The sequence below is a fragment of the Nocardia sp. NPDC059236 genome (genome assembly GCF_042754085.1).
Taxonomy (GTDB): Bacteria; Actinomycetota; Actinomycetes; order Mycobacteriales; family Mycobacteriaceae; genus Nocardia.
Genome location: NZ_JBHZAF010000013.1, coordinates 86,514 through 107,912 on the forward strand (window position 1 = coordinate 86,514; position 21,399 = coordinate 107,912).

At 69.5% G+C, this 21,399-nt stretch carries 18 protein-coding genes; 10 read left to right on the forward strand and 8 right to left on the reverse strand.

The features are described 5' to 3' along the window. Positions 1–37: 37 nt before the first annotated feature. Positions 38–1,135: an inositol-3-phosphate synthase gene (locus ACFXIV_RS30205; RefSeq protein WP_379400674.1), complete on the reverse strand. Its 1,098-nt coding sequence runs from the start codon at positions 1,133–1,135 to the stop codon at positions 38–40. Further along, entirely contained in the window at positions 1,128–1,685 is a 558-nt protein-coding gene (locus ACFXIV_RS30210; protein ID WP_356996002.1) for a PadR family transcriptional regulator, read from the reverse strand. Before ACFXIV_RS30210 ends, ACFXIV_RS30205 begins: the two co-directional genes overlap by 8 nt. Positions 1,686–1,964: 279 nt before the next feature. Between ACFXIV_RS30210 and ACFXIV_RS30215 the strand changes: the two genes are divergently transcribed. The 3 genes from ACFXIV_RS30215 (at position 1,965) to ACFXIV_RS30225 (ending at position 7,056) form a co-directional block, all read left to right on the forward strand. Beyond that, positions 1,965–2,378: a DUF5318 domain-containing protein gene (locus tag ACFXIV_RS30215; RefSeq protein ID WP_354841034.1), complete on the forward strand. Its 414-nt coding sequence runs from the start codon at positions 1,965–1,967 to the stop codon at positions 2,376–2,378. 313 nt (positions 2,379–2,691) lie between these two features. Further along, positions 2,692–5,349: a transglycosylase domain-containing protein gene (locus ACFXIV_RS30220; protein WP_379400675.1), complete on the forward strand. Its 2,658-nt coding sequence runs from the start codon at positions 2,692–2,694 to the stop codon at positions 5,347–5,349. Between the two features lie 93 nt (positions 5,350–5,442). Further along, on the forward strand, positions 5,443–7,056 hold the full coding sequence (locus ACFXIV_RS30225; RefSeq protein WP_379400812.1) for a glycosyltransferase family 87 protein: 1,614 nt from the start codon (positions 5,443–5,445) through the stop codon (positions 7,054–7,056). On the opposite strand, the gene ACFXIV_RS30230 is transcribed toward ACFXIV_RS30225, so the two are convergent. Then, the gene (locus ACFXIV_RS30230; protein WP_379400676.1) at positions 7,053–8,618 is read right to left on the reverse strand and encodes a TerD family protein; all 1,566 of its coding nucleotides are present in this window, start codon (positions 8,616–8,618) and stop codon (positions 7,053–7,055) included. The two genes, ACFXIV_RS30225 and ACFXIV_RS30230, sit on opposite strands and share 4 nt — an antisense overlap. 119 nt (positions 8,619–8,737) lie before the next feature. On the opposite strand from ACFXIV_RS30230, the gene ACFXIV_RS30235 reads away from it, so the two are divergent. The 5 genes from ACFXIV_RS30235 (at position 8,738) to ACFXIV_RS30255 (ending at position 12,660) form a co-directional block, all read left to right on the forward strand. Beyond that, a complete protein-coding gene (locus ACFXIV_RS30235) occupies positions 8,738–9,478 on the forward strand; it encodes a hypothetical protein (RefSeq protein ID WP_379400677.1) in 741 nt (246 codons plus the stop codon). A gap of 81 nt (positions 9,479–9,559) precedes the next feature. After that, the gene (gene dhaK, locus ACFXIV_RS30240; protein WP_379400678.1) at positions 9,560–10,561 is read left to right on the forward strand and encodes a dihydroxyacetone kinase subunit DhaK; all 1,002 of its coding nucleotides are present in this window, start codon (positions 9,560–9,562) and stop codon (positions 10,559–10,561) included. Beyond that, positions 10,561–11,178 carry a dihydroxyacetone kinase subunit DhaL gene (gene dhaL, locus ACFXIV_RS30245; protein ID WP_379400813.1) on the forward strand — a complete coding sequence of 206 codons (618 nt, stop codon included), beginning with the start codon at positions 10,561–10,563 and terminating at the stop codon, positions 11,176–11,178. Before dhaK ends, dhaL begins: the two co-directional genes overlap by 1 nt. Then, on the forward strand, positions 11,175–11,921 hold the full coding sequence (locus tag ACFXIV_RS30250; protein ID WP_379400679.1) for an HPr family phosphocarrier protein: 747 nt from the start codon (positions 11,175–11,177) through the stop codon (positions 11,919–11,921). The genes dhaL and ACFXIV_RS30250 overlap by 4 nt, the downstream gene beginning before the upstream one ends. After that, positions 11,902–12,660, forward strand: a complete 759-nt coding sequence (locus tag ACFXIV_RS30255) for an isocitrate lyase/phosphoenolpyruvate mutase family protein (RefSeq protein WP_379400814.1) — start codon at positions 11,902–11,904, stop codon at positions 12,658–12,660. The genes ACFXIV_RS30250 and ACFXIV_RS30255 overlap by 20 nt, the downstream gene beginning before the upstream one ends. Here ACFXIV_RS30255 and ACFXIV_RS30260 read toward each other — a convergent pair whose 3' ends face one another. The 4 genes from ACFXIV_RS30260 to ACFXIV_RS30275 are packed head-to-tail and all read right to left on the reverse strand — an operon-like array spanning position 12,661 to position 18,387. Further along, positions 12,661–13,464, reverse strand: a complete 804-nt coding sequence (locus ACFXIV_RS30260) for an HAD family hydrolase (protein ID WP_364609748.1) — start codon at positions 13,462–13,464, stop codon at positions 12,661–12,663. Positions 13,465–13,482: 18 nt separating this feature from the next. Next, positions 13,483–15,936 (reverse strand): phosphoribosyltransferase, encoded by a 2,454-nt coding sequence (locus ACFXIV_RS30265; RefSeq protein WP_379400680.1) that lies wholly within the window; start codon positions 15,934–15,936, stop codon positions 13,483–13,485. After that, positions 15,933–17,144: an HpcH/HpaI aldolase/citrate lyase family protein gene (locus ACFXIV_RS30270; RefSeq protein ID WP_379400815.1), complete on the reverse strand. Its 1,212-nt coding sequence runs from the start codon at positions 17,142–17,144 to the stop codon at positions 15,933–15,935. Before ACFXIV_RS30270 ends, ACFXIV_RS30265 begins: the two co-directional genes overlap by 4 nt. A 40-nt stretch (positions 17,145–17,184) precedes the next feature. Further along, the gene (locus tag ACFXIV_RS30275) at positions 17,185–18,387 is read right to left on the reverse strand and encodes a hypothetical protein (RefSeq protein WP_379400681.1); all 1,203 of its coding nucleotides are present in this window, start codon (positions 18,385–18,387) and stop codon (positions 17,185–17,187) included. A gap of 213 nt (positions 18,388–18,600) precedes the next feature. Between ACFXIV_RS30275 and ACFXIV_RS30280 the strand changes: the two genes are divergently transcribed. Together ACFXIV_RS30280 and ACFXIV_RS30285 are read left to right on the forward strand one after the other, a co-directional pair. Beyond that, complete coding sequence (locus ACFXIV_RS30280; RefSeq protein WP_379400682.1) at positions 18,601–19,176, forward strand: TerD family protein; 576 nt, start codon at positions 18,601–18,603, stop codon at positions 19,174–19,176. Between the two features lie 100 nt (positions 19,177–19,276). Next, positions 19,277–20,401: a DUF475 domain-containing protein gene (locus tag ACFXIV_RS30285; RefSeq protein ID WP_379400683.1), complete on the forward strand. Its 1,125-nt coding sequence runs from the start codon at positions 19,277–19,279 to the stop codon at positions 20,399–20,401. A 58-nt stretch (positions 20,402–20,459) separates the two neighbouring features. Here ACFXIV_RS30285 and ACFXIV_RS30290 read toward each other — a convergent pair whose 3' ends face one another. Further along, entirely contained in the window at positions 20,460–21,386 is a 927-nt protein-coding gene (locus ACFXIV_RS30290; RefSeq protein WP_379400684.1) for a DMT family transporter, read from the reverse strand. Positions 21,387–21,399: the final 13 nt, after the last annotated feature.

Genomic DNA, 21,399 nt, shown 5'->3' on the forward strand with positions numbered 1-21,399 from the left:
CGCGATTCGCGATGCCGCCCTTTGCGTTGCAGGGTTCCTACTCGGCCCCGATGATGAACGCCTCGAGCTGGGCCCGGGCGACGTCGTCGGCGAGCTGCTTCGGCGGGGACTTCATCAGGTAGGCCGACGCCGGGAGGACCGGGCCGCCGATGCCGCGGTCGCGGGCGATCTTGGCCGCGCGCACGGCGTCGATGATGATGCCGGCCGAGTTCGGCGAGTCCCACACCTCGAGCTTGTACTCCAGGTTCAGCGGCACGTCACCGAAGGCGCGCCCCTCGAGCCGGACGTAGGCCCACTTGCGGTCGTCGAGCCACTCGACGTAGTCCGACGGGCCGATGTGCACGTTGCGGTCGTACACCTTGCCCGAGAGCGGGCCCTCGAGGTTGGAGGTCACGGCCTGGGTCTTGGAGACCTTCTTCGACTCCAGCCGCTCGCGCTCGAGCATGTTCTTGAAGTCCATGTTGCCGCCGACATTGAGCTGGTAGGTGCGGTCCAGCACGACGCCGCGGTCCTCGAACAGCTTGGCCATCACGCGGTGGGTGATGGTCGCGCCGACCTGGGACTTGATGTCGTCACCGACGATCGGCACGCCGGCGTCGACGAACTTCTGGGCCCACACCGGGTCGGAGGCGATGAACACCGGCAGCGCGTTGACGAAGGCCACACCCGCGTCGATGGCGCACTGGGCGTAGAACTTGTCGGCCTCTTCGGAACCGACCGGGAGGTAGGAGACGAGGACGTCGACCTTGGCATCCTTGAGCACCTTGACGACGTCGACCGGCTCGGCCTCGGACAGCTCGATGGTCTGCGCGTAGTACTTGCCGATGCCGTCCAGCGTCGGACCGCGCTGCACGGTGATGCCCGACGGCGGCACGTCGGAGATCTTGATGGTGTTGTTCTCGCTGGCGAAGATCGCGTCGGACAGGTCGAAGCCGACCTTCTTGGCGTCGACATCGAACGCGGCGACGAACTTCACGTCGCGGACGTGGTAGGGACCGAACTTCACATGCATGAGCCCGGGAACGGTCGAATTCTCGTCCGCGTCCTTGTAGTACTGCACGCCCTGAACCAGGGAAGATGCGCAGTTACCCACGCCGACGATGGCCACCCGAACTTCGGTGTTGATCTCACTCATGGCCGATATTTCCCTCTTTCTGTGGTGCCGCCTTCGTCGATTGCTCCGCAGCAATCAACTCGTTGAGCCAGCGCACTTCGCGCTCGCTTGATTCGAGACCGAGTTGATGGAGCTGGCGGGTATAGCGGTCCAGTTGCCCGCTGGCGCGCTTTATCGCTTCCCGCAGTCCTTCTCGGCGCTCCTCGACCTGCCTCCGCCGCCCCTCCAGGATTCGCATCCGCGCTTCCGCGGGGGTGCGGCCGAAGAAGGCCAGATGAACGCCGAAGCCGTCGTCGGTGTAGTTCTGTGGTCCGGTGTCGGCGAGCAGTTCGGCGAACCGCTCCCGCCCGGTGTCGGTCAGGTTGTAGACCCGCCGCGCACGGCGCGTTGCCAAGCCCTGCGGACTCTCCTCGGCGATGAGGCCGTCGGACTGCATGCGCCGCAGGGCCGGATACAGCGACCCGTAGGAGAAGGCCCGGAACGGGCCCAGCAGACCGGTGAGCCGCTTGCGCAACTCGTAGCCGTGCATCGGTGATTCGAGGAGCAGCCCGAGGATTGCCAACTCGAGCACGGGCTTCACCTCCTGACTGTTCTGTTCAGACCTAACCGATGGATGCAGTTCCAAACTATATCGCGCCGATATATTTTGCACGCGCCATGCGGCGTATCCCGACGTGACGACCGATCTCCGCCCGATCGGGGTAACTCGCCGGGTACTCCCCGAGATCGGGTTGGCACCCGACCGCCGGCACGGGTGACCAGTGCCGACGGCTTCCGGCCGCCCGCAAAAGTTCCGGGGAGGCGGAACAGCGCGTGCGGGCTCCGGGGGCCCGCAAGTACTCTGGGTCCCGTGCGAATACAGCGGCAGGTAGTGGACTATGCGCTCCGGCGCCGGTCCCTGCTGGCCGACGTCTACGCGGGCCGGGTGGACGTCGCCGAAGTGTGCGATGCGAATCCGTACCTATTGCGTGCGGCGAAGTTCCACGGGCGGGGGAGCGAGGTCACATGCCCTATCTGCAGGAAAGAGCAGCTGACTCTCGTATCGTGGGTCTACGGCGACGGGCTCGGTCCCGTGGCGGGCTCCGCCCGCACGCCGGAGGAACTGGTCCGGTTGGCCGAGACTCGGGAAGAGTTCTCGGTGCATGTGGTCGAGGTGTGCCGGACCTGTAGTTGGAACCATCTGGTGCAGTCCTACGTGCTGGGGCTGGCCCCGGCGCCGACACGCCGCCGGCGCACCAGCGCCCGGCGCACGGCTGCCGAGTGAGAGGCCACGTCGACTGCTGAACAGCGGGCAGGAGCCTGCCCGTCGCGGTGCACGCGCGTGACCGCATCGAGCCACCCGGACCGTATCGACCTAGTTATTGGAGAGCCAGGCTGTGACATCGCCCTATGACGACGGACCGCACGGCGGCCGCCCCCGTGGCGGTTCGCAACCCGGCCCCGGCGGCTACCCGCCGCAAGCGCAGGGAGGTGGAGCGAGACCGGCAGGACCGCCGCCCGGGGCACGTCAGCCCGCGGGACGTCCCGCACCAGGGAATGGTGTCCCGCAGCGCGGACCCGCGGGCGGTCCGGGTGGTATGCCGCCGCGCGGACCCAATGGGCAGCCGCAGCGCGGACCCGCGCCGCAGGGCGGTCAGCCGCCGCGGCGTCCGGGGCCGCCGCCCCAGCGTCCCGGCAATCCGGATGCGACACGCAAGCTTCCCAATCCCGCCAATTCCGGCCCGAACGAGCGGGTGAATACCGGAGCGCGCCAGGCGGTTCCGAATCACATCTCGCGGGCGGCCACCTCCGACCGCACCCAGCGGATCGACGATCGTGCGGTGCGCTCGGGCGCGGGCACCGGCACCCGGCCGCGCCCGGGCGAAGACCACACCCGTCCGCCGTCGGGCGCGCAGCCCGCGGCCCGGCGCGCGCAGGGCGGCACCCCCGCGGGTCCGCCGCCGCGGCGGCCCGGTGGCGGCTCCGGCGGAGGCGGCGGCAAGGGCGGCAAGGGCTCCCGCAAGACCTCGTATTGGCGGCTGGCCCGGCGCCTGGTCTACATCGGTATGGCGCTGGTGCTCGGGCTGGCGAGTTCGGTATTCCTGTACGCGTATTCGACGGTGAACGTGCCGCAGCCCGGCGACCTGAAGAACAATCAGGTGGCCACCATGTTCATGAGCGACGGCACGTCGGTGCTGGCGAAGGTCATTCCGCCGGAAGGCAATCGCACCGACGTCACGATCGACCAGATCCCGCCGCATGTGCGCAATGCGGTGATCGCCGCGGAGGACCGGTCCTTCTACACCAACCCGGGCTTCTCCATTCAGGGCTTCGGCCGCGCGTTCGTCGGTCAGCTGACCGGCAATACGGACGCCGGTGGTGGTTCGACGATCACCCAGCAGTACGTGAAGAACGCGATGGTCGGTAACGAGCACTCGCTGACCCGAAAACTGCGCGAGCTGGTGATCTCGGCCAAGATGGCCAAGCAGTGGTCCAAGGATCAGATCCTGGCCGCGTACCTGAACACCATCTACTTCGGCCGTGGCGCCTACGGCATCGACGCGGCGTCCAAGGCGTACTTCGACAAGAAGGTCCAGGACCTGTCGGTGGCCGAGGGCGCGGTGCTGGCCGCGACCATCCAGCAGCCGTCGAACCTGGATCCGGAGAAGAATCCGCAAGGGGCGCAGGCGCGCTGGAAGTACGTGCTGGACGGCATGGTCGACGGCGGCAACCTGCCCGCGACGGACCGTGCGAACATGCAGTACCCCACCGTGATTCCGGCGGCGCAGGCGCAGAAGGACAAGACGCTGGACTCCGGGCCGGAGGGCCTGATCAAGACCCAGGTGCTCAAGGAGCTCGAGGCCGCCGGCATCACCGAGCACGATCTGAACACCGAGGGCCTGCAGATCACCACGACCATCGACGCCAAGGCGCAGCAGGCTGCCGTGGACGCGGTCACCAAGGTGATGGACGGCGAACCCGACAAGCTGCGCGCCGCGCTGTCGTCGGTGGATCCGAAGACCGGTGCGGTGCGCGCCTACTACGGCGGCTCCGACGGCCAGGGCCTGGACTACGCGAATCAGGGTCTGCCGCCGGGCTCCTCGTTCAAGGTGTTCGGTCTGGCCGAGAACCTGGAGATGGGCAAGCCGCTCTCGACGCTGTACGACTCCTCGCCGGTCACCGTGCACGGCATCACGATCACCAACGTCGAGGGCGAGCAGTGCGGTATGTGCACCATCGCCGAGGCGCTCAAACGCTCGCTGAACACCAGCTTCTACCGCATGGAGCTGGACATGACGGGCAACGGCCCGCAGAAGATCGCCGATATGGCGCACAAGCTCGGTATCCCGGACACCATTCCGGGCGTGGGCAAGACGCTGGTCGAGCCGGACGGCAGCCCGCCCAACAACGGCATCGTGCTGGGCCAGTACCGGGTGCGCACGCTGGACATGGCCTCCGGGTACGCCACCCTGGCCGCCTCGGGCATGTATCACGCGCCGCACTTCGTGCAGAAGGTCGTCGCCTCCGACGGCACGGTGCTGCTGGATCGCGGCGAGACCGCGGGTGAGCAGCGGGTCTCGGCGGCGGTGGCGGACAACGTGACCGACGCGATGAAGCCCATCGCGGCGTGGTCGCGCAACCACCAGCTCGCCGGCGGCCGCCTCTCGGCCACCAAGACCGGTACCAACCAGAAGGACGGCAGCAACGAGAACCGCGACGCCTGGATGGTGGGCTTCACCCCGTCGCTGTCGACCGCGGTCTGGGTGGGTACCGATCAGGGTGACGCGCTGCGCAATGCCAGCGGCGGCATGATCTACGGCTCGGGTCTGCCGGCCGACATCTGGAAGGCCACCATGGACGGTGCCCTCAAGGGCACGCCCAACGAGAACTTCCCGAAGCCGGCCGTGATCGGCGGTCAGGCCGGTGTGCCGTCGTGGTCGGCGCCGTACACCGCGCCGTCGACCACCGAGCAGCAGGTGGCGCCGCCGGTGATCACCACCAGCCAGATGCCGATCCCGGGTCTGCCGTGGTCGATTCCGGTTCCGGGGCTCGCGCCGAATCCGCAGAACCAGCGGCAATCCCAGCCGGAGACCCAGGATCAGGGCAATGGCAACGGGAACGGCAATGGGACCGGTCCGATGCCGGGTCAGCCGGTGGCGCCGGCCGACGGTTCGACACCGACGACCGCACCGAACGGCGGCTATGGAAACGGCAATGGGACCGGCAACGGCAACGGACGCCAGCAGACTCGGTAGCCTGCTGCCGTGATCGAGCAGGAACTGGTGCACCGGCCGGGCGCCTCGGGCGCGCCGGCCGGTGACGCGCTGAAGCCGGGGGAGGCAGCTGGAGTGGAGGATGCTGGCGCACAGCGCGATACGCCGGTGGTCTACGAGTCGCCGGAACCGCTGGCGGCCGATCTGCGGTCGGCCGACGACCGGGACAAGCCCAGTCGCACCGATACGCTGACCGCGCAGCTCTGCGATCTGATCGGCGGGCCGGTCGGCGACCACGCGGTGATCGGCCGGGTGCGTTTCTGGACCCCCATCCGGGTGCTGATGGCGTTCGCGGTGCTGTTCCTGGCGTTCAGCTGGTTCGGCAAGGCGGGCTGCATCCAGCAGCGGCCCGACGCCAACGGCGTCATGGGCCTGGATTGGAACAACGGCCGCCAGTACATCGCCATGTGCTACTCCGACACCGTGCCGCTGTACGGGGCCGAGCATCTCAACGAGGGCGCCTTCCCGTACAAGAAGCAGTGGGTGGAGTTCCCCGACGGCCGCCCGCAGGTCCGGTACATGGAGTATCCGGTGCTGTCGGGCCTGTACCAGTACGTGTCCATGGGAATCGCCAAGGCGTGGAAGCTGTCTCCGCTGCCGGGACACAAGGCGCTCGAGGTGGTCATCTACTTCGATGTGGTGGCCATCGGGCTGTCGCTGGCCTGGCTGGTGACCATCTGGGCGACGGCGCTGACGGCCGGGCGGCGGGTCTGGGACGCCGCGCTGATTGCGCTGTCGCCGCTGGTGCTGGTGCATGCGTTCACCAATTTCGACACGCTGGCAACGGCTTTCGCGGCGGGCGGGCTGCTGGCCTGGGCGCGACGGCGGCCGGTGCTGGCGGGCATACTGCTGGGCCTGGGCGGGGCGGCGAAGCTGTATCCGCTGCTGCTGCTGGGGCCGATCCTGATCCTGTGCGCCCGCGCCGAGCGACTCGGTGAGGACGAGGCGGCGTGGGGCGGCATCCGCCCGCTGCGCGCGGCGGGCGGGGCCATCGCGGCGGCGGCCATCACCTGGCTGGCGGTGAACGCGCCCATCGCGGCGCTGTATCCGAACGGCTGGTGGGAGTTCTTCCGGCTCAATACCGAACGGCATGCCGACCCGGATTCGGTCTACAACGTGATCACCTCGTTCACCGGCTGGACCGGCTTCGACGGGATACTGAGCGCGCAGCAGGCACCCACGGTGCTGAACGCGGTGTCGCTGCTGCTGTTCCTGGCGGCCTGCGCGGGCATCGGCTGGATCGGCCTGACCGCGGCGCGCCGGCCGCGCCTGGCGCAGTTGGCATTCCTGGTGGTGGCGGCGTTCCTGCTGACCAACAAGGTGTGGAGCCCGCAATATTCGCTGTGGCTGGTGCCGCTGGCGGTGCTGGCCCTGCCGGAGCGGCGAATCCTGTTGGCGTGGATGACGATCGACGCCCTGGTCTGGGTGCCGCGCATGTTCTATTACCTGGGCCAGGACCACAAGGGCCTGCCCGAGCAGTGGTTCACCGGCACGGTGGTGCTGCGCGATCTGGCGGTGATCGGGCTGTGCGTCCTGGTGATCCGGCAGATCTACCGTCCGGATGAGGATCCGGTGCGCCGCGACGGCGCCGACGATCCGGGGGGCGGCATCGTCGACCGCGCCCCGGATCCTTCGCATGCCTGGTTGCCGCCGTTGCTACGGCCCAGGCAGCCGATGCCGGTGCCCTAGAGGAAGCGGGCCAGCTGCGGCACCGCCTCGCCGGGGTGCTTGGCCTGGAATCCCTCACCGAGGGCCTGGAGCTTCCAGTCCGCGCCCGGGGCCGGGCGGTACACCTTGGCCATCGCCATGGCGGTGAAGGACATGCCGCCCGCGAGGGTGAAGCGGGCGAGTTCGGCGTTGGTGGCGCTGTCGACCAGGCGGCAGTAGGCATTGGCGATCTGCTCGAACGTGTGGCCCTTGTAGGAGGTCACCATGAACAGCAGCGTGGTGACCTGGGCCGGGATGCGGGAGAGATCGACCATGATCTCCTCGTCGTCGCCGTCGCCCTCGCCGGTCAGGTTGTCGCCCTGGTGGCGGATGGCCCCGTCCTTGGAGTTGAGGCTGCCGTAGTAGACGACATCGACGGGGCTGTGGTCGGCGAAGAGCACCACCGAGGCGTCCAGGTCCACGTCGACGGACTTGTTGCCGAAGATGCCGCCGCGCTTGACCGGATCCCAGCCCAGGCCCATCTTCACGTAACCCAGTGCGCTGCCGCCTTCTTTGCGCAGGTTGATGCGCTGGCCCTTGACCAGGCTGACGGCGTGGCCGACCGGCAGATCGCGATCCTCCTGCGCCGGCCGCGAGTAACCGCCGACCGGCGGGGGAAAGTCGCCGACGGGCTGCTGGTAGGCGGGCGGCGGCGGATACGACTGTCCCGGAGGCGGATACCCCGTGCCCGTCGGCGGCGGGTAGCCGCCCGTGGGCTGGTACTGCTCGGTCGGTGCGGGCGGCGGGTAGCCGCCGGCGGGCGCGTATTGCGCGGGCGGCGGCGGATAGCCCCCGGCCGGCGGGTACTGGTCGGTGGGCTGTGGATAACCCTGTCCCGGCGCGGGCGGCGGGTAGCCGCCGGTCGGCGTGTAGTTGCCGGTGGGCGCGGGGGCCGGGTATCCGTTCGGCGCGGGCGCGAATTGTTCGGGCGCGGGCGCGAATTGCTGTGGCGGGGAGGTGAATTGCTGCGGCGCGGACGCGAACTGCTCCGGGGCGGGCGGGGACGGCGGGGCGGGGGACGGCGCGGGGGATTGCGGGGCCTCGTTCACCTGGACGCCGTGGTCGGTGACCAGCGCGGCGAATCCGCCCGCGTAGCCCTGTCCGACGGCGCGGGCCTTCCATCCGCCCTGGCGCCGGTACAACTCCAGTGCGATGACGATGGATTCGCTGCTGAGGCCCTCGATCCGATACTCGTACAACGCGTTTCCGGCCGCATCGCTGACCTGCGCGACCGGCACGGGCAGCTGTCCGAAGCTGGCGGTGGCGTCGTCGAGGGTGATGACGGCCCGAAGCTGTTCGATATCAGCGGGAATCGCGTCCAGCGACACGGCGAGGACGGCGGGCCGACCGGGCGGGCCCGGCCGCAGGGTCACACCGGGCCCGGAGGGTTGGTTGAAGAACACGAAATCGGCATCGGAGCGCACCGTGCCTGCGGTGGTGACCAGCAGTGCGGACAGGTCGGCCGGTGCGCCCACCTGCACGCTGATCACCAGATCATGGACGCTCAGAGGGCCGTTCTGGCCCTTCACCAAAACTGCGGACAAGATCGACCCTTCGTTGTCGGTGCTGTCGTTGCCACTCTACGAGAACATGGCGACACGGACCTGCGGCGTGGTTGCGGTGGTGTCCGGGGATGCCCGGACGGCGTGGCAGTATCGGCTGGGTGAGCGACGGTGAGGTCGATCCCGCGGAAGCGCACGAACAGTATCTGCGAGCCTTCCGGCACCCCGCCGTGTCCCGAGACCAGCTGCGCGACCTGCTCGATGCCGTGAACGCCTTCCTGGACACCATCACCCCCAAGCGTGGCGAGTACGTCCCCAGCGGCGGCTGGGCCCCCGAGTCCACCGCCATGGCCTTTCAGATCGGCCGCGCGGTCGAGCAGGTGCTGTCCGAGCGGGAGGACGCCGATCGGGAGCTGGTGCGCCGCCGCGATATTCGCGACCGCCTGGTGGCGGCCCTGGACGCGGTGCTGGATTGCCTGCGCACCCTGCCGGACCTGGCCGACGCCGAGGTGAAGCTGGGCACCATCTGCGTGAACGAGGGCTTCCAGGTCTACGAGGACGGGTCGGTGCGTACCACTCCCATGCAGGAGGCGGGCGCCGATGCCGGGCTGCTGGAGCGCCGCCGCGCCGAATTGGACGAGCAGATGACGGCCGCGGTGGCCGCCCGGGCCGACCTGGTGGACGACACCACCGACCTGATCCGGGAGCGGCTCGGGGTGGCCGAGGTGGGGATTCCCTGGGTGATCCTGGCCGCCACCCATGGCGGGCTGGACGTGTCCGAGCCGTTCGAATTCGCGGCCGAGCACCTGCCCGACTGCGAATTGCGGGATCTGATGGTCCAGCTGGTGACCGATATCGAGCTGGCCCGCACGCTGGAGGAGCCTGCCGAGCCACAGCATTAGCCGGAATCGCCACCAAAGCCGCACCGGCGGTGCGAGTCTGGCTCGCAGGGACCCGAACCGGCCTTCCGAGGGGAGAATTCGGTGAAGAAGCTCATCAATGATCCGGCCGAGGTGGTGGCTGCCGCGCTGGCCGGCCTGGCCGCGGCGCATCCCGAACTGCGGGTGGATGTGAAACAGCGCATCGTGGTGCGTGCAGACGCGCCGGTTCCGGACAAGGTGGGCCTGGTCTCGGGCGGCGGTTCCGGTCACGAGCCGCTGCACGGCGGGTTCGTCGGGCTCGGGATGCTGGACGCGGCCTGTCCGGGGGAGATCTTCACCTCGCCGGTGCCCGATCAGATCCAGGCCGCCACCGCAGCGGTGGACGCCGGGGCGGGTGTGCTGCACATCGTGAAGAACTACACCGGCGATGTCATGAACTTCGAGATGGCGGCCGAGCTGGCGGCCGCCGAGACCGGTACCGAGGTGCGGTCGGTGGTGGTGAACGACGATGTGGCCGTGCAGGACAGCCTGTACACCGCCGGGCGGCGCGGGGTGGGTGCCACGGTGATCCTGGAGAAGATGGCGGGCGCGGCCGCCGAACAGGGCCGGCCGCTGGCGGAGGTGGCGCGCGTCGCGGAGTCGGTGAACGCGCGGTCGCGCAGCATGGGCATGGCGCTGACCTCGTGCACGGTCCCGGCGGTCGGGCATCCGACCTTCGAGCTGGGCGAGCACGAGATGGAGATCGGCATCGGCATTCACGGCGAGCCTGGCCGGGTGCGGGTGCCGCTGGCCCCGGCGCGGGATGTGGCGCAGATGCTGCTGGAGCCGATCCTCGCGGATCTGCCCTTCGCGCAGGGTGATCGGGTGCTGTGCTTCCTCAATGGGATGGGCGGCACGCCGCTCATCGAGCTGTATGTGATGTTCGACGAGGTGTCGCAGATCCTGCGCGGGCACGGGATCCACGTCGAGCGCTCGTTGGTCGGCCCGTACCTCACCTCGCTCGAAATGGCGGGCTGTTCGATCACGCTGACCAGGCTGGACGAGGAGCTGACAGCGCTGTGGGACGCGCCCGTGCGGACTCCGGCGCTGCGGTGGGGGATCTGATGGCGGCGGTGGACGCGGCCGCGTGGGTGCGCGATTTCGCGGCGCTGGTCGACGAGAACGCCACCGAGCTGACCGCGCTGGACGCGGCGATCGGCGATGCCGATCACGGCACGAATATGCAGCGTGGCATGGCGGCAGCCGTTGCGGCGCTGGATGATTCGACTCCGGGCAGTCCCGGGGAGATCTGCAAGCAGACCGCCATGGTGTTGATCCGCACCATCGGCGGTGCCAGCGGTCCCCTGTTCGGGACGTTCTTCCTTCGCTTCGCCGCGGCGATCGAAAATGGTTCCGATATAGCCGATTTCGCGCGCGCGTTCCGGGCCGGGCTGGACGGTGTGATCGCGCGCGGCAAGGCCGAGCCCGGCGACAAGACCATGGTCGATGCGCTGGGACCTGCGGCCGACGTCCTCGAGAAGCAAGTGGCGAGTGGCGGGTCGGCACAGCAGGCTCTCGATGCCGCCGTGATCGCCGCGGAGGCCGGTCGGGACGCCACCACGCCACTGGTCGCGCGCAAGGGGCGGGCCTCGTATCTGGGCGAACGCAGTGCGGGACACCAGGATCCGGGTGCCACCAGTGCGGCGCTGCTGGTCCGGGCCGCCGGACAGGCGCTGCGATGATCGGCCTGGTGGTGGTCTCGCACAGCCGGGCGCTGGCCGAGGCCGCGGTGGCGATGGCCGCCGGGCTGCTGCCCGATCAGGGCGTGCCCGTCCGGATCGCGGCGGGACTGTCCGGCACCGAACTGGGCACGGACGCCGTCGCTGTCGCCGAGGCGATCACCGCCGCCGATTCCGGGGACGGCGTCCTGGTGCTGATGGATCTGGGCAGCGCGGTGCTGTCCGCCGAGACCGCGCGGGATCTGCTCGAATCCCCCGTCGCCGTGCGACTTTCCGCCGGACCGCTGGTCGAGGGCCTGGTGTCGGCGCTGGCCGCGGCCGGTGGTGGCGGCGATCTGGACGCGGTCGCGCGGGAGGCCGGGAACGCCCTGGCCGCCAAACACGCGCAGCTCGGCGACTCCGCCGGCACCGGCCTCCCCGGCGATCCACAGTCATCCACAGCTGTGCAGCCTGTGGATGATTCGGCGATCACCGAAATCATCGAGGTGACGAACGAACACGGCCTGCACGCCCGCCCAGCCGCCGAGCTGGTCTCGGCCCTGCGCGAGGTCGAGGCGGTGGTGGCCCTGCGCAATGCCACCACCGGCGCCGGTCCGGTCCCGGGCGACAGCCTGACCCGGGTGCTCACCCTCGGCGTGCATCCCGGCCAGCGGCTGGAAGTCAGCGCGACCGGACCCGAAGCGGCGCGGGCAGTCGCCAAAGTCCGCGCCCTGACCGAGAATCGAGATCATGACCAGTCTCGCTGAGAAAGCCACGACGTTCCTGTCCCTGCACCAGCCCGGGAATCCGGTGATCCTGCCGACGGTCTGGGATTCCTGGTCCGCGAAACTGGTGCAGGACGCCGGATTCGGGGCGCTCACCATCGGCAGCCACCCGCTCGCCGATTCCATGGGCAAGCCCGACCAGGAGGGCATGACCTTCGCCGAGGTGCTGGGCCGGGTACGGGAGATCACCGCCACCGTCGACATTCCGGTGTCGGTCGACCTGGAGTCCGGTTACGCCGAGAAGCCCTCCCGGATCATCGAGGGCCTGCTCGAGGCGGGCGCGATCGGCTTCAATCTCGAGGACTCCGTGCACAGCGAGGGCGGGCGGCTGCGCACCCCGCAGGAGCATGCCGACCTGGTCGCCGAGCTGCGCGCCGCCGCGGACGCCACCGGCGTGCACGTGGTGATCAACGCCCGCACCGACGTCTTCCTGCGCCCGGACACCGGCGCCCCGGAGGAGCGACTGGAGAGCGCGCTCACCCGGCTGCGGCTGGCCGCCGAGGCGGGCGCGGACGTGCTGTACCCGGTGGGCCGGCACGAGCCGGACGTGCAGCGCACGCTGACCTCGGAACTGCCGTTGCCGGTCAATGCCATCGGCCTGCCCGATCAGGGTTCGCCCGCCTACTTCGCCGAACTCGGCGTGGCGCGAGTCAGTTTCGGCCCGTTCCTGCAGCGCGCCCTCACCGAGGCGGCGAACACCCTGCTGGCCGGCTGGCGCTGATCAGGACCGGACCCGCAGGAAGTAATCGAGGATCTCCTCCGCGGCGCGGATGCCCGACGCCGCGGTGACGGCCACGCGCGGGTGGTTCCAGTTCCGTTGTTCCAGTTCGCCGTGGCGGGGCCGGATGGCGACGTCGGCGGTGCGCAGCATCTCGGCATCGAGCGCACCGTCACCCGCGGCCAGCAGGCGCGATTCGGGATGCAGTTCGCCGGCGTCGAGCAGGCGGCGGCGCACCTCCTGCACCGCGCGGCTCTTACAGACCGGCGCGGGCATGGTGTAGATCTTGCGGCCCTGCTGGGAGACCGTCCAGCCGCGCGGGCGGCACCAGGCGTCCCAGTCGGCGAGGAAGCCGGCGGGCACCCGCTGCGGATCCACCACCAGATAGCAGAACAGGTCGTCGGCCTCGCGCAGGCGCAGGGCGAAGGATTCGTCCACGCGCGCACGCAGTTCGGTGCGCACCTCGACCAGGGTGGCGCATTCGGCGCGCACCCGCGCGTCCAGCGCGGAACGCCAGCGCCGGTCGGGGAGCCCGTTGCGCAGGATGGTGCCGCCATTGCTGGTGACTGCGTAGGGCAGGGGCCCGCCGGGCAGCCGGACCCGGTGGTACTGCTCGATGGTGCGGGTGGTGACCGGAACCACGGCCGCCGCCGACGCGAGCCTGCTCAGCCGCTGCGCCGCGACGACCGTCATGTACGACAGTGGCTGTCCCTCATGGTGTTCCACGCACACCGTGTCCGGTTCGGTGTTCCCGAAGGCCGCCCGCGTGTAGATCACCGTGCGATCCAGATCCGTCGCCACCATCATCCCGTGCTGCCGCACCGGCTACCCCTTCACTTCCTTGATCAAGCCCATACAGGCATACGCCAAATCCGGTACCGTCTCGACCGGCACGCCGCGTGCCGCGGCGAGCAGGCGGATATGGGCGTGTTCCGCCGCGTGCGGATCCCGCACCAGCACCCGCCACGGCACCCGGCGCAACAGCACCCGGGTCGTCTCTCCCACACCGGGTTTCACGAAATTCACGCTGGAGATCCCGTAGGCCGCCCGCACCCGCTCCACCGACTCCCAGCCCGCCCAGGTCGGGGTCCGGTCAGCGGTTTGCAGGTCGCGTACCCCCGCGTCCACCAGCGGCCGCACCCGGTCGAAGCAGGCGCTGACGGTGTCGAGCAGATGGCCGGACACATCCTGGCCCGCGAGCTCGCGATAGAACTTGGCCCCGTGGAACTGTCCCGGCCCGATCAGGCCGGCATTGAGCACGGTGCGCGAAACCAGTCCCGACACAGTGGAATTCAGGCAGGCCGAGGCGATCAGGAAGTCGTCGCGGGTGCCGTAGGTCCGCACACAGCTGCCCGGATCCGCGAGCACCGCGAGGTCGGGGTCGAACCGCGCCCCGCCCGCCGCGTGATGGGCATCCAGTGCGGCGGTCAGTTCCCGGGTGATCGCGCCTTTGCCGGTCCATCCGTCCACGAACACGACCTGCGCCGGATCATGATGCCGGGCAAGATAATCCAGCGCCGTCGCGTCGATCCCCCGATCCCGCACGATCGACACCGCGTAGTGCGGAACCTCGATCCCCCGGCTCCCCAGCCAGCGCCGCATGAGCACCCCCACCGGCGTCCCGGCCCGAGCCAGCGACACCAGCACCACGTCGCGACCCCGCTCGCTGATCACCAACTCCGACACCGTCGCCACCGCCAGCGCCAGCCGCTCGGCGCTCTCCGCCAGCACCCGCTCGAACAACTCCCGATACGCCGCGTCCGGCTGATACTCCACCGGCAGCGACTCCGCGTAATGCGCCACCCCCGCCTGAATCCGCCGTTCTCGCTCCGCCACATCGGCTTCCAGCGCCACCCCGGACAGATCGGTCAACAGCCACGCCACCTCATCCCGCGCATACGACCCGAACTCCGGCCCGTACAACGGTTCCGGCAGCTCCGGCGCATGGCTCGAGCGGGCGGCGGCGAGGGCGCGAGGGTCCGCGTCGGGGAGCACGGCCAGCAGCACGTCTGCGCCCGACGCCGTCAGGACATCGACGAGTCCACCGGCAGCCGTGAGCTTTTCGGTGTCCGCCGGGCTGTCGATGATGACGAGCAGGATCGGGTCGGCGGCGGTCTCGGTGCCCGGCCAGCGCGCGTTGTAGAGGAAGCGCGGGCTTGCCTCACCGAGTTCTGGTGCGGTGAAACGGAATCCACGACGCAGCGGGTAACCCGCCTCGTCCAGGACATAGGCGGGGGAGCGCGTCGTTGTCTGGTATCGGGTGGGGATTCCACGGTCTGCCAGTGCTGCGGCGATACGCAGCGGCAGGTACATGAGTTCCTCGTGGGCGATGACGATCACCGGGCGCCGAGGGTCCGTCGCATCGGTCACTGTCGTGAGGGCACGGGTCAGCTCGGCCACCGCGTGGCTGAGCGCCGCATCGAAGGACGCGGCATCCGAGTCGAGGAAACCGTGGCGGCCGCCCTCGGGAACCTGGTGCGGCCAGGGCAGTTCGACGCGGAGGCAGGCGCCGGTGCGATCCGCGATCGGGTTCAGTACCGGTTCGGGCAGGGCGGTGACGGCGTCGATCAGGCCCGCCGGCAGGCGGGTGCTGCCGCTGGCCAGGCAGACGGTGTCGATGCGGGCGCCGAGTCCAGCGGCCGCCGTGTCGAAGGCGCGGCGGTCTGCCTCGGTGCGCATGTCCACCAGCGAGGCCAGGATGTAGCGGCTGCGGGGAGTGTGCGTATGCAGGGCCCGGATGGCGTCCAGAGCGGTTGCGCCGGTCGAGATCTCGTCGTCGACGAGCACCATGGGCAGGTCGTTGTGGAAGATCGCGGCGGGCATCGGCTGCAGCAGGTGGGAGGTGGCGTGCGAGTGGCCCTCCTCGAAACCGGCGAGGGTCTCGGCGGTGGGCACGTCGCGGCGGGTTGAGTGCAGGTAGCAGCGCGCGCCGAGGCGGGCGGCCACGGTGTGGCCGAGTCCGGTCGCGGTTTCGGCGAAGCCCAGCACCACCGCGGCAGTGACCGGCCGATTCCGCTGCGACGCAACATCTCCCGTGAGCAGCTCGCGCACCAGGTCGCCGAGCCGGTTGCCCGCGTCGAGCACGCGATGCGGGTCGGTCGGGAGGTGTTTCCCCAGCACGGTCGAGACCAGCAGGTGCGCGCGGCGAGGATTGCGGCGCAGGCCGGGTTCGACGAGCGTGTCGATGCGCCAGTCGGGTTCCAGCAGTGCGGAATCGGTGTGGCGGAGGGTGAGCCCGAGGTGCCGGGTGGCCCAGGGTAGGGCGGGATCGGCGGTCACGATTCGACCAGGGCCTTGAGCAGGTCCACGAAGGAGACTCCTTGATTGGCGACGCCGAAGACCTTGGCGCGCAGCATGATCTGGTGCGCCCAGCTGCGGTGCGGGCGCATCTCGTTCATCTTGTTCCGGTACTCGGAGGCGGCGACACCGCCCGCGGCGGTGCTCAGGATGTCGACGGCATCGGCGTATTCCTCGTGGGTGACGATCGAGAGGGCGTGCACGACGGCCACATGCGAGGGGTGGATGACGGTCTTGCCCTGGATCCCGTTGGCGCGGTCCAGGGTGATCTCCCGCAGCAGCCCGTCCAAATCGCGGCTGACCAGCGACTGCCGGAAGGGGACGGCGTCCACCTCGGCGAACGGCGAGGTGCGCAGCAGCGGCCGGAACATGCGGGCGTGGTCGGCGAAGTACTCCCAGACCGGTCCGGTGATGGTGAAGCCGGTGCCGTCGGCGCGACCCAGGTAGTTGACGATGTCGGCGATCACGTCGGCGACCACGCGCACGTCGTAGATGGTGAGGTCGCGGTCGCGGCGAATCCCGAAGGTGGAGCACATGTCCGTGGCCCCGATCCGCACGGCGAGAATCCGTTCGCGGTGCTCGGCGAGCAGCGCGCCGATGCGGCGGAGTTCGCGGTCGCGGGTCTCGCGATGAACCAGTGCGGGGGATTCCAGCACCGGCATCCCGAAGACGGTGCGGCCCAGGCGCTGTGCGGCCAGGCCCAGCGCGTGCAGGTAGTCGGCCGCGCAGGAGCTGTCGAATTTGGGCAGCACGAAGCCGGTGAGCGCCGCCGCCCCGGGCCCGAGCCGGTCGGCGATCTCGCCGATGCTGTGCGGGTCGCGGACCCGCACGAACAGCAGCGGGTAGGCCTCGCCGCTGCCGGCCAGTTCGCCGACGGTCCGGGCGGCCTGCCATTTCGCGGCTTCGACGGCGTGGTCGGCGACCGCGTCCTCGAGGTCGATGACCATCGAGCACACGCCGCGTTCGGCGCGGCGCAGGATGGTGGCGGTCAGATCGGGCCGGGTGGCGGGCACGTACAGGGTCGCGCCCAGCGCCATGGCCAGCAGGTGGCGGTCGACGGAGCCGCCGAAGGGTTCGGGCAGCCGGTGGAACAGCCGCCGCAGCTCCGGGCCCGGCACCTGCCGGAAATGCCGCAGCGGGAAGCGTTTCCGCAGGGAGACCGGGGCGACATCCGGATCGCTGGTGATCATCGCGGTCATCGTCGCGGTCGTCCTCCTGCTGACTTTCTGTCTATCTGTCGGTATTTCGCATGCGCTCGACCACTCCGGCGACGAACGCGGAGATGGCGTCGAGTTCGGACACGTAGGCCCAGTAGTCGGGGTGGCGTCCGGTCAGGCCCGCGCTCGCGCGATCCAGGCGTTCCGCCTGGGCGTCGAGCACCGAACCCCATTGCGGGACCACGCCTTTGTTGACCGCGAGCATCTGCGCGTCGCGCAGCTTGAAGCGGACGGCCTTGGCGCGGTCGGCCGGCTGGTCGCGGACCGCGCGCAGCAGGGCGAGCCGATCGGTCACGGTCTCGGCGCGCTCCTCGGCGGTGGCGAGGTGGGCGCGGGCGGTGGTGGTCAGGTCGAGCGCGTCCTCCGGGTCGTGGTTGGCCAGGGCGGCCCGGGCGCGGGCCAGATCCGCGTCGGCGGCCGCGACGGCCTCCCGGGCTTGTCGCTCATTGTTGGCCAAATCGTTCGACGACGCAGCCGCGAATTCCCGCAGCAGCGCCGACATGGCCGGAGCGATGCGGTCCAGGCGGTTGCGAGCGGCGTCGAGCCGGGTGGCGGCGGAGGCGAGGGCGGTGGTGGCCGAATGCTGTTTGCCGGGTGCGGCTTCCAGGGCGGTGGACAGGTCGCGGTTCAGCGTCTCGAGCCGGGTGGCGGCGTCGCGGGTGGCGCCGCCGGCGCCGGTGGCGACCGCGGCCTCGAGTGTGAGCAGTCCCTCATCCACGGCGGCCGCGCATTGCCGGATCGAGGGGTAGGCGGCGTGGGGTGAGGCGTCGGCGGCCTGTCGCAGCTGTGCCGCCTGCGCCCGCACCTGCGAGACCAGTTGCGGCACCGAGCCGTACACCGCGACCGCATGCTCGAGGTGGGGCTGATTGCCCCGGTAGAACTCGTCGACCCCGCGCGCGGCGTCGGCGAGTCTCCGGATGACGGTGTCGATCTCGGGCTGGGCGACCGGGCCGCCGTCCTCGCGTTCGGCCTGCTCCAGGCGGTCATTGAGGGCGAGGTAGGCGCCGGAGGCGTCATAGCAGCGGGCGCGCACCGGTTCCCAGCGCGCGGCCATGCCGCGCTCGGGGAACAGCGCGGCGGATGCCGTGACGGCGGCCTCGGCAATGGTCTGCCGCTGGTCCATATCCAGGAATGCTGTCGTCAGTACCTGCCGGGCCTGCTGCACCCATTCGTTGTTCCGGGGTGTCCGGAACCATCCGCGTCGACGGCCTGCCACGCCCCCGATGGTAGGAGAAGCGGCTCGTCGGGGCGACAACGACGAGGCGTTGTGAAAATCTGTCAGATGACAGTTGCTTCCGCACGCCAGGGTTGACCCTTCCCTACCCAAGACTTGGGAAAACCATTACTGTCGAGGCGGCGGAACCGACACGCAGGACACGCCGTTAGCCAAGAAACACTTCAAACGCGCTACAACGGAAGGATTCCCGCAATGGGTGTCAGTTTGTCCAAGGGCGGCAACGTTTCACTGACCAAGCAGGCTCCGAACCTGACCCAGGTGGCCGTCGGCCTCGGCTGGGACGTCCGGACCACCACCGGCACCGACTTCGACCTGGACGCCAGCGCCATCGCGACCGGCGCGGAGAAGAAGGCGCTGTCGGACAAGCACTTCATCTTCTTCAACAACCTGCAGTCCCCGGAGGGCACCATCGTGCACACCGGTGACAACCTGACCGGTGAGGGCGAGGGCGACGACGAGGTCATCAATATCGACCTGGCGAACACCCCGCCGGCCATCGAGTCCATCTTCTTCCCGGTGTCGATCTACGACGCCGACTCGCGCGGCCAGAGCTTCGGCCAGGTCCGCAACGCCTACATCCGGGTCGTGGACCGCGCCAACGGCGCCGAACTGGCCCGCTACGACCTCTCCGAGGACGCGTCCACCGAGACCGCCATGGTGTTCGGCGAGCTCTACCGCAACAATGGTGAGTGGAAGTTCCGTGCGATCGGCCAGGGCTATGCCTCCGGCCTCGCGGGCATCGCTCGCGACTTCGGCGTCAATGTCTGAATCGAACAACTAGCGACACGAAGAGGGCTCGGTCGCACGAGCCCTCTTCGTGTGTCCGCCGACCCCATCCACGACCCGGCACAACGAAAGGCCCGCTGCGGTGCGAATATTCGGCCTCTCCATCATCGTCACCGTACTGTCGCTGCTCGCGGCCCTCGTGTACGGCGGTCCCACGGCCCTGCTGCTGTGCGCCATCCTCGGCGTCCTCGAGGTCTCGCTGTCCTTCGACAACGCGGTGATCAACGCCAGCATCCTGCAGCGGATGAGCGAGTTCTGGCAACGGATCTTCCTCACCGTCGGCGTGGTCATCGCGGTTTTCGGTATGCGCCTGGTATTTCCGCTGGCCATCGTGTGGATCACCGCGGGCCTCAACCCGGTTCGCGCCTTCGACCTGGCCATGAACCCGCCCGCCGACGGGGCCCTCACCTTCGCCGACGGCAGCCCCTCCTACGAGAAGCTGCTCACCGACGCGCACCCGCAGATCGCGGCCTTCGGCGGCGCGTTCCTGCTGCTGCTGTTCTTCAACTTCATCCTCGAGGAGCGCGAGGTCACCTGGCTGGGCTGGATCGAACGCCCGCTGGCCAAGCTCGGCAAACTCGACATGCTCGCGGTGGTGCTCACCCTGGGCGGCATCGTTATCGCGGCGGAATTCATCGCGGCCGACGACGACCGGTCCACCGTGCTGCTGGCCGGCATCCTCGGCGTGATGACCTACATCCTGGTCGACGGGCTCGGCTCGCTCTTCCATGCCGAGGAACACGCCGAAGAACAAGCCGCGAGCGGGCCCTCGGCCATCGTGAAGGCGACCGGCAAGGCCGCGTTCTTCCTGTTCCTGTATCTGGAAGTGCTCGACGCCTCGTTCTCCTTCGACGGCGTGATCGGCGCGTTCGCCATCACCTCCGACCCGATCCTGATCGCCCTGGGCCTGGGCCTGATCGGCGCCATGTTCGTCCGGTCCATCACCGTCTACCTGGTGCGCAAGGGCACGCTCTCGGAGTACGTGTACCTCGAGCACGGCGCGTTCTGGGCCATCGGCGCACTGGCGGTCATCCTGCTGATCACCATCGGCGTGCACGTCAACGAGGTGATCAGCGGCCTGGTCGGCGTGGCCTTCATCGGAGCGGCGTTCATCACCAGCGTGATCCGCAACCGGCGCGAGCAGGCCGAGTCCGACGAGGACGAGGACGACGAACCCGCAGGCCTGGAGCCCACCCCCGTCGGCTGATCCACCGAGACAGGAAAGCCCGCCACACCAGCGCGTGTGGCGGGCTTTCCTACGATGGTCACACCCGCGCGGGCTGCGGCATCGAGAGGTGGCGGCGGGCAGTCTCGGGCTCGGCCTGGGTGGGATTCGGTGTGGCGCGACGGGAGGCCAGGACCATGCCGACCAGTCCCACGCCCAGACCCGCAACTGTCAACGGGCGCAACGGCTGATCGATGACGAGCCAGGCCATCACCGCGGTCACCGCCGGGATGGCGAAGAAGAAGCGGCTGACGCGGGTGGTGTCCCAGCGCTGCAGCATGGTGTTCAGCAGCAGGAACGCTCCCATGGAATTCACCAGCACCATCCAGACCATGGAACCCGCGAAACGGGCCGGGTCCGCGATGTGGAAGTCGCCGCCCGCCACGGCCATCGCGCCCGCGAAGGGCACGCTGACCGCCACGTGCAGGGCGGTGCCGGCGCGCGGATCGATCGCGGGGGTGAAGCGCTTCTGGTACACGGTGCCGAGGCTGAGGCCGAGCAGGCCCACCACGCACAGCAGCAGGCCCACCAGCGAGAAGCTGGACTGATCGACCACCGCCAGGCCCACCCCCAGACCGCCGACCCCGAAGCCCAGCCACTGCCGGGCGCTCACGGATTCGCCCAGGCCACCGGCGAATACGGCGATCACCACCGGGCTCAGGCCCTGCACCAGGGAGATGACGGCGGCGGTGACGTGCTCGTGCATGGCGGTGTAGAAGGCCCCGAACTGCACCATCTGCATGAGCAGGCCCGCCACCAGCGTGTGCGCGAGGACCCTGCCGCGCGGCCAGACCGCCCGCGCCAGTAGGGCATACGCGATGAGCAGCAGGCCGGCGATGCCGAAGCGGGCGAACAGCACCAGCATGGGCGGCGCCGCGCCCACGCCGATGATGCCGGCGATGAAGGCGCTGCTCCACATGAGGATGAGGGCCGGCGGGCCCGCCACTTCGAAAAGCCGGTTGTCCATGATTCCTCCACGC